This window comes from Phyllobacterium sp. P5_D12 (genome assembly GCF_054049495.1).
In genome coordinates, this window is record NZ_JBFUMG010000381.1 from 1 (window position 1) to 4,455 (window position 4,455).

6 protein-coding genes are annotated in these 4,455 nt (G+C 56.2%); 2 read left to right on the forward strand and 4 right to left on the reverse strand.

Going from position 1 to position 4,455, the window contains the following annotated elements; all coding sequences use genetic code 11:
* From ACXJ5O_RS19860 to ACXJ5O_RS19875, 4 genes are all read right to left on the reverse strand, one after another.
* A partial coding sequence (locus tag ACXJ5O_RS19860) for an amino acid kinase family protein (protein WP_457301397.1) occupies positions 1 to 290 on the reverse strand: 290 nt, incomplete at its 3' end.
* 88 nt (positions 291 to 378) lie between these two features.
* Entirely contained in the window at positions 379 to 1,302 is a 924-nt protein-coding gene (gene tsf, locus ACXJ5O_RS19865; protein ID WP_457301398.1) for a translation elongation factor Ts, read from the reverse strand.
* Positions 1,303 to 1,420: 118 nt separating this feature from the next.
* Positions 1,421 to 2,227 carry a 30S ribosomal protein S2 gene (gene rpsB / locus ACXJ5O_RS19870; RefSeq protein ID WP_457301399.1) on the reverse strand — a complete coding sequence of 269 codons (807 nt, stop codon included), beginning with the start codon at positions 2,225 to 2,227 and terminating at the stop codon, positions 1,421 to 1,423.
* 175 nt (positions 2,228 to 2,402) lie between these two features.
* Positions 2,403 to 3,224, reverse strand: coding sequence for a cell envelope integrity EipB family protein (locus tag ACXJ5O_RS19875; protein ID WP_112529306.1), 822 nt, complete (start codon positions 3,222 to 3,224; stop codon positions 2,403 to 2,405).
* A 119-nt stretch (positions 3,225 to 3,343) separates the two neighbouring features.
* Between ACXJ5O_RS19875 and ACXJ5O_RS19880 the strand changes: the two genes are divergently transcribed.
* Positions 3,344 to 3,808 carry a RidA family protein gene (locus tag ACXJ5O_RS19880; protein ID WP_457301400.1) on the forward strand — a complete coding sequence of 155 codons (465 nt, stop codon included), beginning with the start codon at positions 3,344 to 3,346 and terminating at the stop codon, positions 3,806 to 3,808.
* A 2-nt stretch (positions 3,809 to 3,810) separates the two neighbouring features.
* Positions 3,811 to 4,455 (forward strand): glycerophosphodiester phosphodiesterase family protein (locus ACXJ5O_RS19885; RefSeq protein WP_457301401.1); only part of this gene is annotated, 645 nt, incomplete at its 3' end.

The window sequence follows — 4,455 nt, forward strand, 5'->3', positions numbered from 1 at the left end:
CCGATCTTCACCAGTGAAGTGCGTAGCGCCAGGGAGTTGATCACCGTTGCGAGCATGCCCATGTGGTCGCCGGTCACGCGGTCTCCGCCTTTGGAGGCAACTGCTACGCCGCGAAAGATATTGCCGCCGCCGATGACGACGCCAACCTGGACGCCTAGCGCACGAGCTTCCGCAATATCGCTGGCAATTCGATCGGCGACAGCAACATCAATACCGAAGCCCTGATCGCCCATGAGAGCTTCCCCTGAGGCTTTGAGCACAACGCGTTTGTAAACTGCCGTACCAGCCATGGAACCTTCCTCAATGTCGTTTCGAATTCCGGATACACGAAGGGCATCGCGTTGTCACGCGATGCCCTTTGATTTCAGTTGTCTAAGATTACTTCTTCACAGCTGCGGCAACTTCCGCTGCAAAGTCGGTCTCTTCCTTCTCGATGCCTTCGCCAAGGGCGAAACGGACGAACGCCGTTATCTTGGCCGGCGCACCGATCGTCTTTTCCGCTTCTTTAAGAGCAGCCTCGACGGTCAGATCGGGATTGATAACGAAAGCCTGCGAGAGAAGTACGACTTCCTCGTAGAATTTGCGCAGACGGCCTTCGACCATCTTCTCGATGATGTTTTCAGGCTTGCCAGACTGGCGGGCCGACTCTGTGAAGACTGCCTTTTCACGCTCGACAGCAGCCGGATCAACCTCGGCGGCAGTCAGGGCAAGAGGGTTGGTCGCCGCGACATGCATCGCGACCTGGCGGCCGAAAGCCTGTGCGACGTCTGCGTTGCCGGCAGTTTCGATCGCTACTAGAACGCCAAGCTTGCCGAGACCATCGGAAACAGCATTGTGGATATAGGTTGCGACAACGCCTTCATTGACTGTCAGCGCTGCCGAGCGGCGGAACGACAGGTTCTCACCGATTGTACCAACTGCATCCTTGATCGTATCGACAACCGACTTGCCCGATGAGGGATAGGTCGCAGCGGCAACGGCAGCGGTCGTACCGTCCGTCGTCAATGCCACATTGGCAACATTGCGGACGATGTCCTGGAATGCGTCGTTGCGGGCTACGAAATCGGTCTCGGAGTTGACCTCTACGACAACAGCCTTCTTGCCGTTCGACGCAACGCCGACGAGACCTTCGGCAGCCGTACGCCCTGCCTTCTTGTCGGCCTTTGAAATACCTTTGGCACGCAGCCAATCGACAGCGGCTTCCATGTCGCCATTGGTTTCAGTCAGGGCTGCTTTGCAGTCCATCATGCCGGCGCCGCTAATCTCGCGAAGTTCTTTTACTTGTGCAGCAGTAATGCTCATTCTAGTCGCCTCTTCTCAAAGCGAAGGCATACTGGAGAAACCAGCATGCCAACTTTGCGGCGCGCTATGCGCCAATCGAATCATTGTTAATCACCCGATACGACGGGTGTATGAAGCCTCAAGCGGAGGCTTCACCTTCCTGAGCAGGCGCTTCTGCTGAAGCTTCAGCCGGGGCTTCGAGCGCTGGCTCGACAGGAGCTTCTTCCTGTGCACCGATATCCATGCCCAGCGAACCCTGCTGACGCAGAATGCCATCGAGCGCCGCCTTGGCAATCAGATCGCAATAAAGCGAAATCGCGCGCGACGCATCATCATTGCCAGGGATCGGGAAATCGATCTGATCTGGATCGCAATTGCTATCGATCACGGCGACAACCGGGATACCAAGACGCTTGGCTTCCTGGATGGCAATGGCTTCCTTGTTGGTATCGATGATGAAGATGAGATCCGGAACGGAACCCATGTTCTTGATACCGCCAAGTGCGCGGTTTAGCTTCTCGCGTTCACGGTCGAGGTTCAGGCGCTCCTTCTTGGTGAAGCCCTGTGCGTCGCCGGAAAGAAGCTCGTCGAGCTTGCGCAGACGCTGAATGGAATTCGAAATCGTCTTCCAGTTGGTCATCATGCCGCCGAGCCAGCGGGCATTGACGTAATACTGGGCCGAACGGGTTGCGGCATCGGCAATGATGTCCGAAGCCTGACGCTTGGTGCCAACGAACAGAACGCGGCCACCACGGGCTACGGTGTCCGAAACCTTCTTCAGCGCTGTATTGAGCAGCGGATAGGTCTGGGCCAGGTCGAGAATGTGAATGTTGTTGCGGGAACCATAAATGTATGGTGCCATTTTCGGGTTCCAGCGATGTGTCTGGTGGCCGAAGTGAACGCCAGCTTCTAGGAGCTGACGCATGCTGAAATCAGGCAATGCCATCTCTTGTATTTCCTTTCCGGTTGAACCTCCACGGGAAGAGGCGGGAAACCCGCCACCGGAGGCCATATCGGATTTCTCCCGATATCAACCCAAATCCCGTGTGWGGAATGAAGCGGCTGTTAATGGATAATTGTCACAAACGCAAGTGCGAGGCCGATAAAAGGCATCAACAGGTCTACTTCGTGCACTTCGGGGCGTCGAACAGCTGCAGATTGACCAGCTTCCCTGTCATCGAGAAATCGCCATAGTCCATCTTGAGATCGCGCGTCACGCCATTGCGATACATCTTGAAATTGATCCGGTAGCTCGGCAGCCCCTCCGTCTTCTCATTGTCGTCGAAATAAGCGATCGAAACCGGCCACGTCGTTTCTTTTGCCAGTGGGCCCATGTTCTTTGTCTCGTCATCATCGGAAACCGCAGACTTGCCGATAACCACCGTCGTCGCCATGACCTTGTCGGCATCTTCCGATCCGTCGAACAGCTTTGTCTGATAGAAAACTTCCCCGGCCAACGCCTTGGAGATCAAATCCTGCATGTGGCGTGTTGGAAACTGTGACAGTTCCAGATCTTCTTTGCTTGCCTCCGGCTTTGTCAGCGAAATTTCCGTCTTGTCCTTGAGCAGGGCAGCGTCGCCGCGCACTTCCTTGGTCAGGCTCTGGTCAACGAATGTCTTGTTGACGAAGCGGAATTTATCGCCGTTGCCCGATTCGAATGTCGTCGTCTGCTGGTCGGTCACCCGTTGAGGCTGTTCTTCCATGTCGACGCGGGTGACAAAGCGGAAATTCGTCGTATAGCCCTCGCAGTCCGAGCCGTTGAATTCATAAACCATGCGACCCGTCAAACCCGTGATCCCGCTACTGTCCTGCGCACTGTCCAGTTTGAGATCGTAAATGGCGCGATGCGGAACAAGGGTCGCGGTTCCAGCCGCAAAAGCCATGGAGGAGCCGGTCAGGCCCAAGGCACCGAGACTGAAAACAACAACAGGTAGAACGCGCATCGACAAGATTCTCCAATATTTGAACGTGCATATTAAAATAACTCTTGGCGGAAGCGAGGCAAAAATCGCAACTTCTTGCACAATCCCTCGCGATTCCGAAAACATAAGGAAATTATCCCATGACCAGCACCATCGAAAAACGCCTGCAGGAGCTTGGCATCACGCTGCCTGTCGCAGCGGCACCGGCAGCCAACTACGTTCCATTCGCCCAGACTGGCTCGCTGCTTCTGACGTCAGGGCAATTGCCGCTGGCAAGCGGAAAGCTCATTCACACCGGACTTTTGGGTGCCGAGCTGAACGTCGCACAAGGCCAGGAAGCGGCCAAAGCCTGCGCGATCAATATTCTGGCGCAGGCGAAAGCAGCGCTGGGCGATCTCGAACGGATCATGCGGATCGTGAAAATTACGGTGTTCGTCGCATCGACACCGGATTTCGTCGAACAGCACCTCGTCGCCAACGGCGCCTCGGATCTGCTCGTCGCCGTGTTGGGCGATGCAGGCCGTCACGCACGCTCGGCTGTGGGCACGGCCGCCCTGCCCCTGAACGCGCCGGTCGAAATCGAAGCCATTATCGAGGTTTGTTGAGCATGCCTTCTGTTGACTGGTTGAAAAACGTGCCCATCGCGCATCGCGGTCTGCACGATCTGAACAAAAAGCGCTGGGAGAATACTCTATCGGCGTTTGACGCCGCTGCAGGCGCCGGCTTTGCCATCGAATGCGATGTCCATCTCTCCGCCGACGGCAAAGCCATTGTCTTCCACGACGGCACGCTCGACCGGGTGACGGGGAGCAAAGGCCATATCGACGAGCTGACAGCCGAGCAAGCCGGCAAACTTCGTGTCGGCGGCACACAGGATCATGTACCGACGCTGGCTCAGGCCCTGAAGTTGGTTGACGGCCGCGTGCCCATTGTCATCGAACTTAAGGGAATTCTCGGGCGCGACGATGGTTTGGTAAGTGCAGTTGCCGACGATCTCGCCGAATATGACGGCCAGGCAGCAATTATGTCCTTCGATCATCATTTGATCCGCCGTTTCGGCAAAGACGCGCCGGGCATTCCCGCCGGACTGACCGCCGAGGGTATCCGCGATGATGCTATCGAAGCGCATTTTTCCATGCTGGCCTACAATATCGACTTCGTGTCCTACAACGTCCACCATCTGGAAAATCGTTTTGTCGAGTTCGTGCGAGGAACGATGGACATGCCCGTCATCTCCTGGACCGTGAGAAGC

What these genes read in the sequence shown, in the direction of transcription:
- tsf (WP_457301398.1), bottom strand. Translation starts at nt 1,302, where the DNA reads ATGAGCATTACTGCTGCACAAGTAAAAGAACTTCGCGAGATTAGCGGC.
- rpsB (WP_457301399.1), bottom strand. Translation starts at nt 2,227, where the DNA reads ATGGCATTGCCTGATTTCAGCATGCGTCAGCTCCTAGAAGCTGGCGTT.
- ACXJ5O_RS19875 (WP_112529306.1), bottom strand. Translation starts at nt 3,224, where the DNA reads ATGCGCGTTCTACCTGTTGTTGTTTTCAGTCTCGGTGCCTTGGGCCTG.
- ACXJ5O_RS19880 (WP_457301400.1), top strand. Translation starts at nt 3,344, where the DNA reads ATGACCAGCACCATCGAAAAACGCCTGCAGGAGCTTGGCATCACGCTG.